The sequence below is a fragment of the Pannonibacter sp. Q-1 genome, assembly GCF_054073275.1.
The window spans coordinates 129,887-147,035 of sequence record NZ_JBSXNB010000006.1 but is presented as its reverse complement, the minus strand read 5'-3'; the positions used below and the strand labels follow the sequence as shown (position 1 = coordinate 147,035).

The 17,149-nt window shown below is 63.3% G+C and carries 16 protein-coding genes; 15 read left to right on the top strand and 1 reads right to left on the bottom strand.

The features are described from left to right. Window positions 1-13: 13 nt before the first annotated feature. A complete protein-coding gene (locus tag ACVNHC_RS17745) occupies window positions 14-778 on the bottom strand; it encodes a sulfite exporter TauE/SafE family protein (RefSeq protein ID WP_457168399.1) in 765 nt (254 codons plus the stop codon). A 100-nt stretch (window positions 779-878) separates the two neighbouring features. Between ACVNHC_RS17745 and ruvC the strand changes: the two genes are divergently transcribed. The 15 genes from ruvC (at window position 879) to glmM (ending at window position 17,102) form a co-directional block, all read left to right on the top strand. Continuing rightward, window positions 879-1,406 carry a crossover junction endodeoxyribonuclease RuvC gene (gene ruvC / locus ACVNHC_RS17740; protein ID WP_050472471.1) on the top strand — a complete coding sequence of 176 codons (528 nt, stop codon included), beginning with the start codon at window positions 879-881 and terminating at the stop codon, window positions 1,404-1,406. Then, window positions 1,403-2,020, top strand: a complete 618-nt coding sequence (gene ruvA, locus ACVNHC_RS17735) for a Holliday junction branch migration protein RuvA (RefSeq protein WP_050472472.1) — start codon at window positions 1,403-1,405, stop codon at window positions 2,018-2,020. Before ruvC ends, ruvA begins: the two co-directional genes overlap by 4 nt. 122 nt (window positions 2,021-2,142) lie before the next feature. Beyond that, window positions 2,143-3,189: a Holliday junction branch migration DNA helicase RuvB gene (ruvB, locus tag ACVNHC_RS17730; protein ID WP_058898785.1), complete on the top strand. Its 1,047-nt coding sequence runs from the start codon at window positions 2,143-2,145 to the stop codon at window positions 3,187-3,189. Window positions 3,190-3,350: 161 nt separating this feature from the next. Beyond that, window positions 3,351-5,462, top strand: coding sequence for a methyl-accepting chemotaxis protein (locus ACVNHC_RS17725; RefSeq protein WP_457168396.1), 2,112 nt, complete (start codon window positions 3,351-3,353; stop codon window positions 5,460-5,462). 115 nt (window positions 5,463-5,577) lie between these two features. After that, window positions 5,578-6,030, top strand: coding sequence for a tol-pal system-associated acyl-CoA thioesterase (gene ybgC, locus ACVNHC_RS17720; protein ID WP_186391775.1), 453 nt, complete (start codon window positions 5,578-5,580; stop codon window positions 6,028-6,030). Between the two features lie 273 nt (window positions 6,031-6,303). Next, the gene (gene tolQ, locus ACVNHC_RS17715; protein WP_050472476.1) at window positions 6,304-7,011 is read left to right on the top strand and encodes a protein TolQ; all 708 of its coding nucleotides are present in this window, start codon (window positions 6,304-6,306) and stop codon (window positions 7,009-7,011) included. Between the two features lie 3 nt (window positions 7,012-7,014). Next, window positions 7,015-7,458, top strand: a complete 444-nt coding sequence (gene tolR / locus ACVNHC_RS17710) for a protein TolR (RefSeq protein WP_058898788.1) — start codon at window positions 7,015-7,017, stop codon at window positions 7,456-7,458. A gap of 15 nt (window positions 7,459-7,473) precedes the next feature. Continuing rightward, window positions 7,474-8,463, top strand: coding sequence for a cell envelope biogenesis protein TolA (locus ACVNHC_RS17705; RefSeq protein WP_050472478.1), 990 nt, complete (start codon window positions 7,474-7,476; stop codon window positions 8,461-8,463). Between the two features lie 51 nt (window positions 8,464-8,514). Then, window positions 8,515-8,868 (top strand): hypothetical protein, encoded by a 354-nt coding sequence (locus ACVNHC_RS17700; protein ID WP_457168393.1) that lies wholly within the window; start codon window positions 8,515-8,517, stop codon window positions 8,866-8,868. A gap of 35 nt (window positions 8,869-8,903) precedes the next feature. Continuing rightward, window positions 8,904-10,259, top strand: a complete 1,356-nt coding sequence (gene tolB, locus ACVNHC_RS17695) for a Tol-Pal system beta propeller repeat protein TolB (RefSeq protein WP_050472480.1) — start codon at window positions 8,904-8,906, stop codon at window positions 10,257-10,259. Between the two features lie 181 nt (window positions 10,260-10,440). Continuing rightward, the gene (gene pal / locus ACVNHC_RS17690) at window positions 10,441-10,932 is read left to right on the top strand and encodes a peptidoglycan-associated lipoprotein Pal (protein WP_050472481.1); all 492 of its coding nucleotides are present in this window, start codon (window positions 10,441-10,443) and stop codon (window positions 10,930-10,932) included. A 159-nt stretch (window positions 10,933-11,091) separates the two neighbouring features. Continuing rightward, a complete protein-coding gene (gene ybgF / locus ACVNHC_RS17685) occupies window positions 11,092-12,108 on the top strand; it encodes a tol-pal system protein YbgF (protein ID WP_050472482.1) in 1,017 nt (338 codons plus the stop codon). Continuing rightward, complete coding sequence (gene tilS / locus ACVNHC_RS17680; RefSeq protein WP_457168390.1) at window positions 12,047-13,453, top strand: tRNA lysidine(34) synthetase TilS; 1,407 nt, start codon at window positions 12,047-12,049, stop codon at window positions 13,451-13,453. Before ybgF ends, tilS begins: the two co-directional genes overlap by 62 nt. Before the next feature lie 228 nt (window positions 13,454-13,681). Further along, a complete protein-coding gene (ftsH, locus tag ACVNHC_RS17675; protein ID WP_050472484.1) occupies window positions 13,682-15,607 on the top strand; it encodes an ATP-dependent zinc metalloprotease FtsH in 1,926 nt (641 codons plus the stop codon). 151 nt (window positions 15,608-15,758) lie between these two features. Then, entirely contained in the window at window positions 15,759-17,102 is a 1,344-nt protein-coding gene (glmM, locus tag ACVNHC_RS17670; protein ID WP_457168387.1) for a phosphoglucosamine mutase, read from the top strand. The last annotated feature ends 47 nt before the right edge of the window (window positions 17,103-17,149 follow it).

Genomic DNA, 17,149 nt, shown 5'->3' with positions numbered 1-17,149 from the left:
CCTGCATGTCTGATCAGCGCCCGAGCCAGCCATCCAGCGCAGGCAGGCTTGTCAGGGCGGCAAGGGCAATCAGGCTGTAGGCGATGCGGCGGTAAAGCTGCGGATTGGCCCGTCCGAAGCCGCATGCGCCCAGATAAAGCCCGAGGCCATAGACGGCGATGCCGCCAATCGCCAGTGCCAGCACCCGGCCGTTGAAAACCCCTGCAATCAGATAGGCCAGCAGGCTTCCGGTGCCCGCCAGCGCGAAGAAGACGATGAGATTTGCCCGGATCACATGCGGGGGATGCGGGCTCGACAGCCAGAAGGCAACCACGGGCGGGCCGGAAACCTGCGACACGCCGCCCATGATGCCCGCTGCAGCGCCGACGCCGGCGGAGGTGGCAGGCGAGGGCGTACCGGAATAGCGCCAGCCGGAGATCAGCAGCCCCAGCACTGCCAGCACCACAAGGCAGATGATCCAGCGCAGGACCAGCGGATCGGCGCTCACCAGCAGCCAGGCCCCCAGATGCACCGAGACAACCGCCGCCAGAACCGCAGGCAGGACGGTGCGCCAGTCGCACAGGCGCAAGGCGCGCGGCAGCAGCGGCAGGGTGACGAAGTAGTCCAGCAGCAGAAACGCCCCTGCCGCAACGGGCGGCGAAAACAGGGCGGCGGCGACCGGCATGAAGATCATGCCTGCACCGAAACCGGCAAAGCCACGCACAACACCCCCGGTGAAGAGGACCAGAAGACCGGTGATCAGGGTGGGCCAGCCGTAGGCGGTGATGAGGTCCTGCAAGGGGCTTCCTTTCCGCAGGGCGGGATAACTTCGCAGCTAGCCTGCGTTAGAAGCCCCTCGCACTAGCGTCAAGGCCAGAGTTTTGTTACCGGTTTGTTCTATGATGCATCCGATTCGAATTCTCGGGATTGATCCCGGCCTGCGCCGCACCGGCTGGGGCCTCATTGAGGCGCTGGGCAACCGGCTGACCTTTGTTGCCGCCGGAACCGTCACGTCGGATGACAAGCGGGAACTGGCCGCCCGGCTGGTGCAACTGCATGACGGGTTGCAGAAGGTCATCGACGAGAATGCGCCGCAGGAGGCCGCCGTTGAGCTGACCTTCGTCAACAAGGACGCCGGCGCGACGCTGAAGCTCGGCCAGGCGCGCGGCATTGCGCTGCTGGTTCCTTCGCTGCACGGGCTGGAAGTGGCCGAATATGCGCCCAACCTCGTCAAGAAAACCGTGGTGGGTACGGGGCATGCCGAGAAGGATCAGATCCGCCACATGGTGAAGATCCTGCTGCCCAAGGCGCAGTTTGATACGGATGATGCGGCGGATGCCCTGGCAATCGCCATCTGTCACGCGCACCATCGCAAGACCTCGGCGGTGCGGGCAAAGGCTGAGGCATTGGCACGGGGTGCAGCATGATCGGCAAGCTCAAGGGTACGGTCGACAGTTACGGTGACGACCACCTCATTCTCGATGTCCACGGCGTGGGCTATCAGGTCTTCTGCCCCTCGCGGGTGCTGCAGGGATTGCCGCGTGCCGGTGAGGCGGCGGTGCTTTTCATCGAGACCATCGTGCGCGAGGACATGATCCGGCTTTATGGTTTCTCCTCCGAGGCCGAGCGCGAGTGGTTCCGCCTGCTGATGACCGTGCAGGGCGTCGGTGCCAAGGTGGCGCTTGCGGTGCTCAGCGTGCTGAAGGCCAGCGAAGTGGCAACCGCCATCGCGCTGGGGGACAAGGCGGCGCTGGCACGTGCACCGGGCGTCGGCAAGCGCGTGGCCGAACGGCTGGTGATCGAGCTGAAGGACAAGGCGCCGGGCTATTCCAGCCTTGATGCCGACACTCTGGCGGTGGCACAGACGGTGAGCGAGAATGTCGCCGCGCGTCCCGTTGCCGAGGCAGTTTCGGCGCTGACCAATCTGGGCTATGCCCAGGCACAGGCCAGTGCGGCCGTGGCGCGCGCCGTGAAGTCCGCCGGCGAGGATGCGACGACCGAGACGCTGATCCGCCTTGGCCTGAAGGAACTGGCCCAGTAAGAAGGCGGCAAGGGAATACCGGGACTTTGAGGCGCTGACGTACCGCGCCCCCGATCTGCTCAAGCGCCGCACGGGCTTGTGCCAATCACTCCGCCACGGGCGGGGTCTGGAGTTGAAAGCGTATGGAGAAGACCGAACGCCTCGTCACGCCGGAAATTCGCGGTGACGAAATCGACACCACCATGCGCCCGCAGGCGCTGGATGATTTTGTCGGTCAGGCGCAGGCGCGAGCCAATCTCAAGGTCTTCATCGGTGCGGCAAAAGCCCGCGGCGAGGCGCTGGATCACGTGCTGTTCGTTGGCCCTCCGGGGCTTGGCAAGACGACGCTGGCGCAGATCATGGCGCGCGAGCTGGGCGTGAATTTCCGCGCTACGTCCGGCCCGGTCATCGCCAAGGCAGGCGATCTGGCGGCGCTTCTGACCAATCTGGAAGAGCGTGACGTGCTCTTCATCGACGAAATCCACCGGCTCAGCCCGGCGGTGGAGGAAGTGCTCTATCCGGCGATGGAGGATTTCCAGTTGGATCTGATCATCGGCGAGGGGCCTGCCGCCCGCTCGGTCAAGATCGACCTGGCGAAGTTCACGCTTGTCGCCGCGACCACGCGCCTTGGCCTGCTGACCACGCCGCTGCGGGACCGTTTCGGCATTCCGGTGCGGCTGGAGTTCTATACGGTCGAGGAGCTGGAGCTGATCGTCAACCGGGGGGCGCGCATTCTCGGCATCGGCATGGCGCCTGATGGGGCAAGGGAAATTGCCAAGCGCGCCCGCGGCACGCCGCGCATCGCCGGGCGCCTGCTGCGCCGGGTGCGGGATTTCGCCGTCTTTGCCGGGAACGACACGGTGGACCGGGCGATGGCGGACCGGGCGCTGTCCCAGCTGGAAGTGGACGGGGCGGGGCTGGACAGTCTCGACCGGCGCTATCTCAACCAGATCGCGCTCAACTTCGGCGGTGGACCGGTGGGCATCGAAACGATTGCTGCGGCCCTGTCCGAACCGCGCGATGCCATTGAAGAAATTGTTGAGCCCTATCTCATTCAGAACGGCTTCCTGCAGCGCACCCCGCGCGGGCGGGTTCTGACGGCGCAGGCCTTCCGGCATCTGGGTCTCGCAGTGCCGCAAAGTTCTGCTGCGCCGCAACTCGGGCTGTTCGCGGATGATGCTGAAGTGTGACCTAAGGAAAAATACCTGTCACGTTGTGCATTGCCAGAAACTGCAATCAAAAGTGTTCATTAAGTTAGTATTTCGGCGCCTTGTATCTTATTTCCGGCGCTGATTAAGGCTTTTTTGGGGAAGTATGCTCACGATCCTCCCAGTTCAGGGAGGAACCCCATATGATCCGTAACCGCTTGTCCAACAAGGTTGCCGCGATGTTTTTCGCCGGTGCAGCCATTATGTGCCTTGCCATTGTCATTGTCACGGCACGGCTCGCGGGGGACGTAGCCGACAGTCAGGCGAGCAAGGCACTTTCAAGCGCAACACTCGGTAAATACCGCACGCTGGAACTTGCCCTCGAGCAGCGTGTCGATGCCGCCCGCTTCTTTGCATCGGTGTCCGATGCCAAGGATGCGGTCATGAAAATGACCGCCGGCTGGAAGGTGCTGAAGGAAAATCAGACCGAACAGCTCCGCAAGACCTTTATCGATGACAACCCGCATGGACCGGACGAGCGGCATTTGCTGGTGGAATCGAGCGCAGGCAATTTCTACGCAAACAACCACAAGCCCATCCACATGGCTATTGGCTCCTTCGTGGATCAGGGGCTGTTCAAGGACATTCAGCTCATCGATCTCGATGGCAATGTCATCTACAGCTACATGAAGGGGGAGGAGTTCGCCCGCAACCTCAGTTCACCCGAACTGCAGGGTGGCCCGCTGACGGCGGCGGCAAAAGCCATTCTCGATATCCCGGACAGGACAGAGACGGCGTTGCCAAGGGTCACGTCCTCGGGCTTCCTCGTTGCGCCGGACGGCAGTGTGCGCCTGACGCTGGCAACCCCCGTCTTCTCGCATGACCGGTTCTTCGGCGTCATCGGCTACACGGTCGACATGACCAAGCTGGCGGGTCTGATCTCCGCAAAGGGCGGCATTGGCGAGACGGAACTTGCCCTGCTTGTGGATGCGGCCGGAAATGTCGCTGTGTTCGATGGCGATAAGGCGCCGCAGGCTTTCCGCTTTGATGCCATCCGCTCCGGCGATGGCCTGGTGACGCTGGGCGGCAATGCCTACCGCTACACCGTGACGGATGGTCTGAGCGTCGACAAGCCGTTTGGTGTCGGCGCCGCCGTCGAAAGCGCAGAACTGAACGCGGCAGCGCGTCAGATCACCTGGGGTGCGGTCATCGCGGGCATTGCCTGCCTGCTGCCGATCGTTGCCGTCATGTGGTGGCTGACCAGCCGCATGTTTGCGCCGCTGCAGTCCCTGTCCGTCACGGCCCGCCAGATTGCGGATGGCGATCTTTCGGTGGCCATCAATGCTCTGGAACGGGGCGATGAAATCGGCCAGATGGCCCGTTGCATCGAGGTCTTCAAGGAGAACTCGCTTGAGCGCGAACGGCTGGCCGAGGAGCGCCGCGCCGGACATGTGGCCCGCGAGCAGCGCGAGAAGCACATTGACGGCCTGATTGCAGGATTCCGGGAAGAGGCGCAGGCGCTGCTGGCGGAGGTGGAGAGCAATCTCGTCCGCGTGGAGGAAACATCGGTCATTCTGAGCAGCCGTTCCGACACAGCCTCCCATCGCGGGGCGCAGGCCGCCGGTGATGCGGAGAATGCGTCCTCCAACGTGCAGGCGGTTGCCAGTGCGACGGAAGAACTGAATGCCTCCATCGCTGAAATCGCCCGGCAGGTTGCCACGACTGCGGATGTTGTCGGCCGCACCACGGCCAATGCCCAGTCGTCGAACCAGAAGATTGCAGGGCTTGCCAATGCCGCAAACAAGATCGGTGAAGTGGTGGACCTGATCCGCGCCATTGCCGAACAGACGAACCTCCTCGCCCTCAACGCCACCATCGAGGCGGCGCGTGCAGGTGAGGCCGGACGGGGCTTTGCGGTCGTGGCCGCGGAAGTGAAGGAACTGGCAACCCAGACCTCCAAGGCGACGGAAGAAATTTCCGCCCAGATTTCCGCCATCCAGAACTCCACGGCAGAAGCCGTTGAAGAGATCGCCGATGTCACCAATTCGATGGAAGAGGTGAACACCTACACGGCCTCCATTGCCGGCGCCGTGCGCGAGCAGGGTTCGGCGACGGGCGAGATTTCCCGCAATGTGGCAGAGGCGGCGCATGGCACCATGGCCGTGGCCAATGCGGTGGCTGCACTCAATGCGGATATTTCCGAGAACTCCGGCTCGGCCTCGGCCATGCAGGAAGCCACGCTCACCATGAAGCAGCAGGCCGACACGCTGCGCCGGTCGGTGGAACGCTTCCTGCGCGAGGTGGCGGCCGCCTGACCTCAGAACATCTGAAGACGGATCCGGAACGCCCGGTGCTGGCCGGCCCATTGCGGGCTTGCAAGCGCCGGGCGTTTCGCGCATATGCGGCCGGGCAGGGAGTTCAGATGGCATCATGACGCAGCAAGACAGCACCACCGATGGCCGGATCGTGGAAGGTGTGCACGTCCTTCCTGTCCGTATCTATTATGAGGACACGGATTTCAGCGGGCTCGTTTATCACGGGTCCTATGTCCGGTTCTTCGAGCGCGGCCGGACGGAACTGCTGCGGGCTTGCGGTTTGCATCATGCGGCGCTCGCCGACGGCAGCCACGGGCAGCCGATTGTCTTCGCCGTGCGCGACATGGTGATCCGCTTTGTGAAGCCGGCCCGTATCGATGATCTTCTTGAGGTCCGCACCCGCCTCAGCGAAGCGCGCGGCGCCCGCCTGGTGCTGGAACAGGAAATCTGGCGCGACGGTTCGCTGCTGGTTTCGGCTCAGGTCGTCGTTGCGGTGATCCTGGCTTCCGGCCGTCCGGTGCGTCTGCCGCCGGAGCTGGCAGCCAGGCTGCCGGTGCAACCGGATTAAGAAACACCACCCGGCTTTGCGCGGCTTTTCCGGAAGCTTTTTGAGGCTTTGGGATCAAATCAATTTGTGCGACGCAACGTCATTAACAGGGCAGTAACCTTAATCCTTTTGTTTAGGGGAGATTGCGCGTGTTGCGCAGTCCCAGTTTTGCCAAATTCAGCGGTCAGGAAGACCAAAGGTCCGGGAGGAAACCGAAGCCGCCGGGACACGACAGGTTTCCTGGTGTGCTTTTAACTCATGATGACAACTCCACGGGCAAGAGGTCCCTTTTAGATGAATGAAATCGCCCAGACGACCATGGCGGCCCCGCATGGCGACATGTCGTTCATTGGCCTGTTCTGGCAGGCCCACATCGTCGTTAAGCTTGTGATGTTTGGTCTGATCATCGCATCGGTCTGGTGCTGGGCGATCATCGTTGACAAGGCGATGCTTTTTACCCGTACCAAGCGCCAGATGACACGGTTTGAAACTGTATTCTGGTCGGGCCAGTCGCTCGAGGAGCTGTACAAGACCCTGTCGAGCCGTGCCAATCACTCCATGGCTGCCCTGTTCGTGGCGGCCATGCGCGAATGGAAACGAAGTCATGAAGGCGCAAGGCCGGCTCTGGCCAGCCTGCAGCAGCGTATCGACCGGGTGATGGACGTGACGATCGCGCGTGAAACGGAGCGCCTGGAATCACGCCTGCTTGTTCTGGCGACGGTTGGTTCGGCTGCGCCCTTCATCGGCCTGTTCGGAACGGTCTGGGGCATCATGACGGCGTTCCAGTCCATCGCCCAGTCCGAAAACACCTCGCTTGCCGTCGTGGCTCCGGGTATCGCCGAAGCTCTGCTGGCAACGGCTCTCGGCCTGCTTGCCGCAATTCCGGCGGTTATTGCCTATAACAAGCTGCAGACGGATGTGGCCAAGCTCTCCGCCCGCATGGAAGGTTTTGCGGACGAGTTCTCGGCCATCCTGTCCCGCCAGATTGACGAACGGATCTGACCCATGGGTATGAGTGTTGGAGCGGGCGGCGGTGGTGGAGGACGGCGCAGACGCGGCGGCCGCCGTGCGACGCCCATGAATGAAATCAACATCACTCCCTTCGTGGACGTGATGCTGGTGCTTCTGATCATTTTCATGGTGGCCGCGCCGCTGATGACCTCCGGTGTGCCGGTGGATCTGCCGCAGACGGCGGCCAAGCCCCTGCAGGGCGACAATGAGCCGATCACGATTTCCGTGACGGCGGATGGGAAGATCTTCATCCAGAACACCGAGATCGCGCTGGATGAGGTGGTGCCGAAACTGTCTGCCATTGCCGAAAACGGCTACGAGGAGCGGATCTTCGTGAAGGGCGATCAGACGGCGGCCTATGGCACGATGATGCAGATCATGGGCCGGATCAACGCTGCCGGCTTCAAGCGCCTTGGGCTTGTGACACTTGCTGAATAGGGAACCTGACGCATCATGCGCACAGGCTTGATCGTTTCCGTCTCGGGCCATATGGCTCTTGTGCTCTGGGGGCTTGTTGCGCTTCCGGGGGCGGAACCGTTTGACACCAAGCCGATGGAGTCCCTGCCGGTTGATCTGGTGCCGATTGGTGAATTCACCCAGCTGCACAAGGGTGAAAAGACCGCGGAGCTGAAGGAACAGCCGAACGAGTCCACCGCCAAGGAAGCCAACAAGAAGGCGCCTGAGCCGGACAAGACGGCCGGGGAGGCGAAGACCGAACTGCAGACGCCGCCGACACCCCGGCCGACCAATCAGTCTGTTGCCGCGCAGGAGTCATCGACGCCGCCACCCACGCCAACGCCAGAGCCTGCCCCGGTGAAGCCCGCACCGGTCAAACCGGCTGCGGAGCCTGCACCGAAGGCCGAGCCGGAGCCTGTCAAGCAGGCCGTGGCAGAAGCTGCACCTGCCGAGGAAGCGCCCAAGCCGCTTATGTCCGAGCCGGTGAAGGTGACCCCGCGTTCCAAGCCAGTGCCGCCGAAGCCGCAGCAGCAGACCGCCCAGCAGCAGCCGAAGAAGGACGAAAAGTTCAACCCGAACGAGATCAGCGCGCTGCTGAACAAGGTTGATCCCTCCGGCGGCGGCACCGCCGGTGCCACGGAGGCCGCCTCCCTGGGCAGCCGCACGGGCAACAACAACGTCAAGATGACGGTGTCGGAGCTGGATGCGCTGCGCGGCCAGATCGCAAGGTGCTGGAACCCGCCGGTCGGTGCTGCGGGAGCTTCGGATCTTGCCGTGCGCCTGCAGTTCAATCTGAGCATGGCTGGCGAAGTGGAAGGGTCTCCCCGGGTGATCAACTCGAGCGGCAACCCCTCGTTCCGGGCCGCTTCCGACAGTGCCGTGCGCGCCGTCATGCGCTGCCAGCCCTATACGCTTCCGGCCGAGAAGTATGATGCCTGGCGTGAGGTCATCATCAACTTCGACCCAAGCCAGATGCTGGGGGGCTGACACATGAGGCGGCCAGGCGGGGCGAGGCATTCCGGGCTGGGCAGGTACCTGATGCAGACTGCATTGCTGCTTTGTGCGCTTGCCGCGCCGCAGATGGCCAAGGCGTCTGACACGCAGACGCTGACCGGACAGGAAATCTCTGGCCTGCGGGAGGCGGTCCAGCGCTGCTGGATGCCGCCTCAACTGCAAGCTGGCACCAGCGCCGAGGTGAAGGTGCGGTTCAGATTAACGCCGTCCGGGGAACTGGATGGAACGCCGCAGGTTGTAGAGGCGGCAGACGGTGCGGATGGGCAGTTGCTCGCCCAGAGCACCATCCGGGCTGTGCAGCGATGCGCGCCCTATTCGTTGCCAGAGGCCAAATACGGGGCCTGGCGTGAGATTGTCATCAATTTTGTCCATCAATGACGGACTGGTGGACTTTAGGAAAAACCGGAGCCTCGATGAAGATGAGAGCCTTCCAGATTAAACGGCGCCTTGCCACGGCCCTGCGTGCGGCCCTGGCGGTTTGCGCCATCTCGGTGTCTGGCGCGGCAATGATTGCGCCGGCCAGCGCCCTGATCGAAATCGACATCACGCAGGGCACGATCGAGCCGATGCCGATCGCCCTGCCGGATTTCTCTCCTGAAGGCGGTGACGCCCAGCTGGCGCGTCAGCTGACGGAGGTGATCTCCAACAATCTGCGCCGCTCCGGCCTGTTCCGTCCGCTCGACCCGGCCAGCTTCATCGAAAAGAACGTGAGCGCCCAGACGACCCCGCGTTTTGGCGACTGGCGCACCATCGGGGCGCAGGCGCTCGTTTCCGGTTCCGTCACCCGCCAGCCGGATGGCCGGCTGCGCGCCGAGTTCCGCCTGTGGGACGTGTTCGCCGGCCAGCAGATGCTGGGCCAGCAGTTCTTCACCACGCCGGAGAACTGGCGCCGCCTTGGCCATATCATTTCCGATGCCATCTATGAGCGCCTGACCGGTGAAAAGGGCTATTTCGATACCCGTATCGTTTTCGTCGATGAAAGCGGCCCGAAGCAGAAGCGCGTCAAGCGTCTGGCCATCATGGATCAGGACGGCGCCAACCTGCGGTATCTGACCCGTGGCGATGAACTGGTGCTGACGCCGCGCTTCTCGCCGACGACGCAGGAAATCACCTATATGGCCTACACCGGGGCCGATCCGAGCGTTTTCCTGCTCAATATCGAGACCGGTCAGCGCGAGATTGTCGGCAACTTCCCCGGCATGACCTTTGCGCCGCGTTTCTCGCCGGACGGACAGCGGGTGATCATGAGCCTGCAGCAGGGCGGCAATGCCAATATCTTCACCATGGACCTGCGCTCGCGCGCCACGACCCGTCTGACCAATACGCCGGCCATTGACACGAGCCCGTCCTTTTCGCCGGATGGCCGCCAGGTGGTGTTCGAATCCGACCGGGGCGGCACCCAGCAGCTTTACGTGATGGGCGCAGACGGCTCCAATCCGCAGCGCATCAGCTTTGGTCCGGGCCGCTACTCGACGCCGGTCTGGTCGCCGCGCGGGGACCTGATTGCCTTCACCAAGCAGAACCAGGGACGGTTCATGATCGGCGTGATGCGTCCGGACGGCAGCGGTGAGCGTATCCTGACGGAAGGCTACCATAACGAAGGTCCGGCCTGGGCGCCGAACGGCCGGGTGCTGACGTTCTTCCGCGACACGCCGGGCCCCAATGGCGGCCCGCAGGTGTGGACCGTGGATCTGACCGGCTACAACGAGCAGCGCATCACCACTCCGGCCTTCGGCTCGGATCCGGCCTGGTCGCCGCTGCTGGACTGATTGAAGCCATCTGCTGCCGCCTCCGGCGGCGGCACGCCTGTGTGGAAGAGCCGGAATCGCAGAAAAACGTGAGGTGCCCGGCTCTTTCTTATATGATAGGGCTGGCCGCCAACCGGTTGTTAACCACTGTTGTAGAGAATGCGTTCACCTTGCCGGATCCGGCGGGACGAGGAGTTATCGAATGTTGAATACGGCTATGATGGCGCGCGGTGCGCGCATGGCGGCTGTCATTGGTTTTGCGCTGACCTTGGCTGCCTGCTCCAACACCAATACCGACGGGCTTGATGGCAGCGCCAACGCCACCCCGGGCTCAAGCCAGGACTTTGTGGTCAATGTCGGCGACCGCGTGTTCTTCTCAAACGATCAGTCGACCCTGAGCGGTCAGGCGCAGGCGACCCTCGACAAGCAGGCGCAGTGGCTGAACAGCTACAGCCGCTACAGCATCACGATGGAAGGCCATGCGGATGAGCGCGGCACCCGTCAGTACAACATTGCACTGGGCGCCCGCCGTGCAAACGCTGCCCGCGACTACCTCGTCTCGCGCGGTGTTTCGGCTTCGCGCATCCGCACCATCTCCTATGGCAAGGAGCGTCCGGTGGCCGTGTGTGACGACGAGAGCTGCTGGTCCCAGAACCGCCGCGCTGTGACCGTTCTGAACAGCGCCGGCAGCTGATCTGATCTGCCCGTGAAGAATTTGACAGGCGCGAAGGCTTCCTTCGCGCCTGTTTTTATATGAACTGGTGGTTGAACGGTGTTTCCGTCAAATTTTGGCCGAAGTCAGCGCGCCCTGTGCTATCCATCGGATGCCATGAAGGCAGACCGGAGGTAAAGCATGGTGAAATGGAAGACGCTTCTCGCGGCCCTGGCCGCCGTTTGCATGATGGCATCAGCGGTGCCGTCCGCAAATGCGCAGCTTTTCGGCAGCGGTGGCGGTAACGATGCGCAGGTGCGCCTCAACGAAGTGGAAGACCAGATGCGCCGCCTGAATGGTCAGGTGGAGCAGTTGAGCTATCAGCTGCGTGAGTTGCAGGATCAGCTGCGCCGGATGCAGGAAGACAACGAGTACCGCTTCCAGCAGCTGGAAGGCGGGCAGAAGCAGCCGGGCAAGCGCTCTGACGCGGGCCCTGCCGCGCCGGCTCAGCAGCCGCAGCACGCGAACAACAATGCAGCAACTGCGGGTGCCGGTCTGGCACCCGCAGAGGGCACTCTCGGGCAGATGGCTCCGGGCAGCAATGCGGCGGGGGGCTCGGGTGATGCCGAGTTCGCGGCCGGTGGCGGTTATCAGGACGGGGTCTATCAGGAGGGCGCGCCTTCCGGCAGCGGGCCGCTGGATCTGTCGGCGCTGGCACGTGGCCAGTTTGGCCAGCCGCAGCAGCAGCCAATCTCCCCGGGCGGCACGCCGCCGGGCGTCAACAGCGGCAATGGTGAGTTCTCCGGCCAGATCGCGAGCCTCGGCATGACCGGCGATCCCAGAACCGATTACGACAACGCCTATAATTTTGCGCTTCAGGGCGATTACGTCTCCGCCGAACAGGGCTTCCGCTCCTTCCTTGAGGCCTATCCGCAGAGCGATCAGGTGCCCAATGCGCAGTACTGGCTGGGGGAAAGCCTTTATGGGCAAGGGGATTTCCGCGGTGCTGCGGACGCTTTCCTGAAGACCTATACCGATCATCCGCAGAACACGAAAGCACCCGACAGCCTGCTGAAACTGGGTCTTTCCCTCAAGGGCCTTGGCGAGACGGGCGCGGCCTGCGCGACCTATGCCGAGCTTCTGACGAAATATCCCAATGCGGCGAAGGCGGTGCGTGATCAGGCCCGCGCCGAACAGCAGCGTGCCCGCTGCTCCTGATGCTTCCAGCGCATTTCCGGTCTCAGATGATGAGGCCGCGCGTCTTCTGGCGCCGCTTGAGCGGTTCTCGTCGCTTGCGCTGGCCGTCTCAGGAGGCGGTGATTCTCTTGCGCTCCTCCATCTGACCGCCGGCTGGGCCCGCGCGCGCCATTCTGCCGGCCTTCCAGTGCCCGGGCTTCAGGTTCTGACCGTTGATCATGGGCTGCGCCCGGAGGCTGCAGCCGAGGTCCGGTTTGTCGTGCAGCAGGCGGAAGCCCTGCAGATTCCCGCGAAAATTCTCACCTGGCAGGCGCCGGAGGGCCTCACCAATCTGCAGGCCGAAGCCCGCATGGCGCGCTACCGGCTGATGGCCGATGCCATGGATCTGTCCGGCGTGGAGGCGCTGGTGCTGGCGCATCATCTCGATGATCAGATCGAAACATTCTTCGACCGGCTGACCCGCGGCAGCGGAGTTTACGGACTGGCGGCGATGGCAGCGGATCAGTCCGGCGGCCCCTTCGGTCTGCGTCTTCTGCGGCCTTTTCTGATGGTTCCCGGAGCTCGCCTCAAGACCTCCCTTGTGGCTCGTGGCCTCTCCTGGGTGGATGATCCTTCCAACAGCAATCCCGCCTACAAGCGGGTGCGCCTGCGCCAGCTTCAGGCCGGGCTGCTGCTTGAGGGGTTTGATCCGTCCCGTATCAGTTCCACCATCCGCCGGATGGCGCGGGCTGCGCAGGCCATTGATGCGGCTGTGGATCTTCTTCTGAAGGACGCCTGTGCCGGTGATGTGCCCGACTTCGCCCGTCTCGACCTTGCGCGCCTGACGCCGCTGCCCGAAGAGGTGCGCCTGCGGCTTCTGGCCCGGCTGGCGCAGCATGTGGGCGGCAGTCTCCAGCCGCCTCGGCTGGACCGTCTGGAGGCGCTGGATGCCCGCCTTCTTGCCGGTGGCCCGTTGCGGGTGACGCTGGCGGGGGCGGTGTTTGATGTTTCGGCGGGCGGGCGCATGCGGCTCTGGCCGGAACCGGGCCGCTCCTTGCCGGCCGCGGTGGAGCTCCTGCCGGGGCAATGCGTCCACTGGGACGGGCGTTACCGCATCTGCCTCAAGCCGGATGTTAAGGGGAGCCTCAGGATCATGCCCGTGGCGCAGCTGCGGCAAGATGAAGCGCTGCGGGAGGAAGTCCGCACCCTTGCAAGGGCCAGTGGTTTCCCCACTGCAGCTTTCGCCCGTCTTCCGGCCGTCATGCGTCTTGAGGGTGGCGGCAAAAACGGCGCAGCCTGCCTTGCATGGGCCTTGCCGCGGGAGCCGGGACTGGTCCTGCGCCGCACCGGAGATCAGATCCTGTCCGCAATGATGCCGGATAATTGACGCTCTGTGCAAAGAGTGCGGGGCGGTGCGTCATTGCACCTGCAGGCAACATGCCCTAAGGGAGGCTGATGTTGCTGAAAACCGGCGCGGGCTTAACAAAAAAGTGAGCTGATCCGCGCAACACTGCGGCTACTCCTTGGCAGGGGCACTATGCCGACCTATCTTGTGGGACAGTAGCCGGCAACCCCTCGACGTTGATGGACGCCTGATGGCGGACAAGGGATCGAAATGAACGCAAATTTCCGCAATCTTGCCCTCTGGGTGATCATCGCGCTCCTGCTGATCGCGTTGTTCCAGCTGTTTCAGGGCTCTTCCCAGAGAACGGCGTCCAATGACATTCCGTTCTCGCAGTTCCTGAACCAGGCGGATCAGGGTGAGATTCGTGATGTAACGATCCAGGATCAGCTGATCACCGGCAACTTCACCAATGGCGGCCAGTTCCAGACCTATGCGCCCAGCGGCACCCAATATGTGGACGAGCTGCGCAACAAGGGCGTGCTGATCAAGGCCCGTCCGCCTTCAGAGAATTTCTCGCTTGCAGGCGCGCTGATTTCCTGGCTGCCGATGATCATCATCCTCGGCGTCTGGATCTTCCTCATGCGCCAGATGCAGGGCGGTGCCGGCGGCAAGGCGATGGGCTTTGGCAAGTCCAAGGCCAAGCTGCTGACCGAAGCCCATGGCCGCGTGACCTTTGACGACGTGGCCGGCATCGATGAAGCCAAGGAAGACCTCCAGGAAATCGTGGAATTCCTGCGTGATCCGCAGAAGTTCCAGCGTCTCGGTGGCCGCATTCCGCGCGGTGTGCTGCTTGTCGGCCCTCCGGGTACCGGCAAGACCCTGACCGCCCGCGCGGTGGCAGGCGAGGCCAATGTGCCGTTCTTCACCATCTCCGGTTCGGACTTCGTCGAAATGTTCGTCGGTGTCGGTGCATCCCGTGTGCGCGACATGTTCGAACAGGCGAAGAAGAACGCGCCTTGCATCATCTTCATTGACGAAATTGACGCGGTCGGCCGTCATCGTGGTGCGGGTCTCGGCGGCGGCAATGACGAGCGCGAGCAGACGCTGAACCAGCTCCTCGTTGAGATGGATGGTTTCGAGCCGAACGAAGGCATCATCATCATCGCTGCGACCAACCGTCCGGACGTTCTGGATCCGGCGCTGCTGCGCCCGGGCCGCTTCGACCGCCAGATCGTTGTGCCGAACCCGGATGTGACCGGCCGCGAGAAGATCCTCAAGGTGCACATGCGCAAGGTGCCGCTGGCGCCGGATGTGGACGTGAAGGTTCTTGCCCGTGGCACCCCCGGCTTCTCCGGTGCGGATCTGATGAACCTCGTCAACGAGGCAGCCCTTCTGGCCGCCCGCCGTTCCAAGCGCCTCGTGACCATGGCAGAGTTCGAAGACGCCAAGGACAAGGTGATGATGGGCGCCGAGCGCCGCACGCTGGTGATGACCGAAGAGGAAAAGCGCTGCACCGCCTATCATGAGGCTGGCCACGCCCTTGTCGCGCTCAGCGTGCCGAAGGCGCATCCGGTCCACAAGGCAACCATCATCCCGCGTGGCCGTGCGCTTGGCATGGTGATGCAGCTGCCCGAGCGTGACGAAATCTCCATGAGCTACACCCAGATGACCTCGCGCCTTGCGATCATCATGGGCGGGCGCGTGGCGGAAGAGCTGATCTTCGGCCTTGAGAATGTCACTTCGGGCGCTTCCTCGGACATTCAGCAGGCGACCCGTCTCGCCCGTGCCATGGTCACCCAGTGGGGCTATTCCGACAAGCTCGGCAAGGTGGCCTATGGCGACAACCAGGAAGAAGTGTTCCTCGGCCATTCCGTTGCCCGCCAGCAGAACGTGTCCGAAGAGACCGCGCGTATCATTGACGCCGAAGTGCGCCGGTTCGTGGAGGATGGCTTCAACGAAGCCCGCCGTATCCTGACCGAACGTGCGGACGATCTTGAAACGCTCGCCAAGGGCCTGATCGAATACGAAACCCTGTCGGGCGAAGAGATCAAGAACCTGCTCGCAGGCAAGCCGCCGGTTCGTGACGAGGATGATGACCAGCCGGTGGGCCGCAGCTCCGCAGTTCCCTCCGCCGGTGCCAAGCGCGGCGGGGAGGGCGGTGCGCCCTCAGGCATGGAGCCGCAGCCACTCGCCTGAGCTGTCATTCCTTCTTGATAACCTGACGCCCGGTCTTTACAGGCCGGGCGTTTTTCATCGTAACAGTCGATCACAAATTTTGACCGGCCTTCTGCGGCGGAACGCTGTATGAGGGACGCACAAGACCAATCGCAAAGGCAGTGATTCACCCATGCGCAAGTATTTCGGAACCGACGGCATTCGCGGCAAGGCGAACACCCATCCGATGACGGCGGAAGTGGCACTCAAGGTCGCCATGGCGGCGGGCCTCATGTTCCGCAATGGCCATCACCGCAGCCGCGTCGTGATCGGCAAGGATACGCGCCTGTCCGGCTACATGCTGGAGAATGCCATGGTGGCGGGCTTTACGTCCGTTGGCCTCGAAGTGTTCCTGCTCGGACCGATGCCCACGCCGGCCGTCGCCATGCTGACGCGCTCGCTGCGCGCAGATCTCGGCGTCATGATTTCGGCGTCGCACAATCCCTTTGCCGACAATGGCATCAAGTTCTTCGGGCCGGACGGCTTCAAGCTGAGCGACGAGATCGAGCTCGAAATCGAGCGTCTCGTGGACAGCGACCTGACGCCGCGCCTTGCCAGCGCCGATCAGCTGGGCCGGGCCAAGCGCATTGACGGCGTGCACGACCGTTACATCGAATTTGCCAAGCGCACCCTGCCGCGCGACATGAGCCTGGAAGGCCTGCGGATCGTCGTCGATTGCGCCAATGGTGCGGCCTACAAGGTGGCGCCTGCGGTGCTGTGGGAGCTGGGCGCGGAAGTCATCTCCATCGGCGTCAATCCGGACGGCTACAACATCAACCAGGACTGTGGCTCCACCTCCACCGATGCGCTGGCGCGCAAGGTGCATGAAGTGCGGGCCGATATCGGCATTGCGCTGGATGGTGACGCGGACCGGGTGATCATCGTCGATGAGCGCGGTCAGGTGGTGGATGGCGATCAGCTGATGGCAACCGTTGCCGAGAGCTGGCATGCGGCCGGAAAGCTCACGGGACCGGGTATCGTGGCAACGGTCATGTCCAATCTCGGGCTTGAGCGCTTCCTTGGCACGCGCGGGCTGGAACTGGCCCGCACCAAGGTGGGTGACCGCTACGTGGTCGAGCACATGCGTGCACACGGCTTCAACGTCGGCGGCGAGCAGTCCGGCCATCTCGTACTGTCCGATTTCGCCACCACTGGCGATGGCCTGATTGCGGCCCTGCAGATTCTCGCCTGCGTGCGTGAGCAGGACCGCCCGGTCTCCGAGGTCTGTGCCAAGTTCGTGCCGGTTCCGCAGGTGCTGAAGAACGTGCGCTACAAGAGCGGCAAGCCGCTGGAGAGTGACATGGTCAAATCGGCCATAGATGCCGGGCGTGAGCGCCTTGGCAGCAGCGGCCGGCTGGTCATCCGTCCGTCCGGGACAGAGCCTCTGATCCGTGTCATGGCGGAAGGGGATGACGCCTCGCTGGTCAATGACGTGGTGGACGAAATCGCCGGAGTTGTCGCGCGTTCGGCTGCCTGACGTCGAGGGACCAGCTCATCCCAAGGCGTCTGATGCTGTTCATCACG

Bases quoted from the DNA above. Each gene is read 5' to 3' on its own strand.
- tolB (WP_050472480.1), top strand. From the start codon at position 8,904: ATGAAGATGAGAGCCTTCCAGATTAAACGGCGCCTTGCCACGGCCCTG.
- pal (WP_050472481.1), top strand. From the start codon at position 10,441: ATGTTGAATACGGCTATGATGGCGCGCGGTGCGCGCATGGCGGCTGTC.
- glmM (WP_457168387.1), top strand. From the start codon at position 15,759: ATGCGCAAGTATTTCGGAACCGACGGCATTCGCGGCAAGGCGAACACC.
- ftsH (WP_050472484.1), top strand. From the start codon at position 13,682: ATGAACGCAAATTTCCGCAATCTTGCCCTCTGGGTGATCATCGCGCTC.
- tilS (WP_457168390.1), top strand. From the start codon at position 12,047: ATGCGGCGAAGGCGGTGCGTGATCAGGCCCGCGCCGAACAGCAGCGTG.
- ACVNHC_RS17705 (WP_050472478.1), top strand. From the start codon at position 7,474: ATGCGCACAGGCTTGATCGTTTCCGTCTCGGGCCATATGGCTCTTGTG.
- ACVNHC_RS17700 (WP_457168393.1), top strand. From the start codon at position 8,515: ATGCAGACTGCATTGCTGCTTTGTGCGCTTGCCGCGCCGCAGATGGCC.
- ruvB (WP_058898785.1), top strand. From the start codon at position 2,143: ATGGAGAAGACCGAACGCCTCGTCACGCCGGAAATTCGCGGTGACGAA.
- tolR (WP_058898788.1), top strand. From the start codon at position 7,015: ATGGGTATGAGTGTTGGAGCGGGCGGCGGTGGTGGAGGACGGCGCAGA.
- ACVNHC_RS17725 (WP_457168396.1), top strand. From the start codon at position 3,351: ATGATCCGTAACCGCTTGTCCAACAAGGTTGCCGCGATGTTTTTCGCC.
- ybgC (WP_186391775.1), top strand. From the start codon at position 5,578: ATGACGCAGCAAGACAGCACCACCGATGGCCGGATCGTGGAAGGTGTG.
- ybgF (WP_050472482.1), top strand. From the start codon at position 11,092: ATGGTGAAATGGAAGACGCTTCTCGCGGCCCTGGCCGCCGTTTGCATG.
- tolQ (WP_050472476.1), top strand. From the start codon at position 6,304: ATGAATGAAATCGCCCAGACGACCATGGCGGCCCCGCATGGCGACATG.
- ruvA (WP_050472472.1), top strand. From the start codon at position 1,403: ATGATCGGCAAGCTCAAGGGTACGGTCGACAGTTACGGTGACGACCAC.
- ruvC (WP_050472471.1), top strand. From the start codon at position 879: ATGATGCATCCGATTCGAATTCTCGGGATTGATCCCGGCCTGCGCCGC.